Origin of the sequence: Pseudomonas sp. KB_15, from assembly GCF_052114525.1 — a bacterium.
Taxonomy (GTDB): Bacteria; Pseudomonadota; Gammaproteobacteria; order Pseudomonadales; family Pseudomonadaceae; genus Aquipseudomonas.
Map to the genome: position 1 here is coordinate 1 of NZ_JBFREX010000247.1, position 424 is coordinate 424.

General features: G+C 71.0%; 1 protein-coding gene. It reads left to right on the forward strand.

Going from position 1 to position 424, the window contains the following annotated elements; genetic code table 11:
• Positions 1-424: cyanophycin synthetase family protein (locus tag AB4Z35_RS30710; protein ID WP_442101260.1), on the forward strand; the 424-nt coding region annotated here is incomplete at both ends.

Sequence of the window (424 nt, forward strand, 5' to 3'; positions counted from 1 at the left end):
CCCGTATCCGGGCCCTGCGCGGCCCGAATCTCTGGTGCCGCCACACTGGCATCGAGGCCATCGTGGCCTGCTCGGACACCTCGCACCTGCTGGCCGACCTGCCCGGCTTCGAAGACCGCCTGCGCGCGCGCTTCCCGGCCATCGGCCCGCTCCGTCCTGACGACGAGGCCGGTACGCCGTCGATGGCCCACGCGCTGGAAGCCGCCGCACTCGGCCTGCAGGCCTCCGCCGGCTGCCCGGTCACCTTCAGCAACACCGCGCCCACCGTGGAGCCCGGCACGTATCAGGTAGTGGTGCAGTACAGCGAGGAGGAAGTCGGCCGGCTCGCCTTCGAACTCGCTGAACAGCTATGCCTGGCGGCCCGCGACGACAAGCCCTTCGACCTCGACGACGCGCTGCACCGCCTGCGCGAATTGGACGAGGA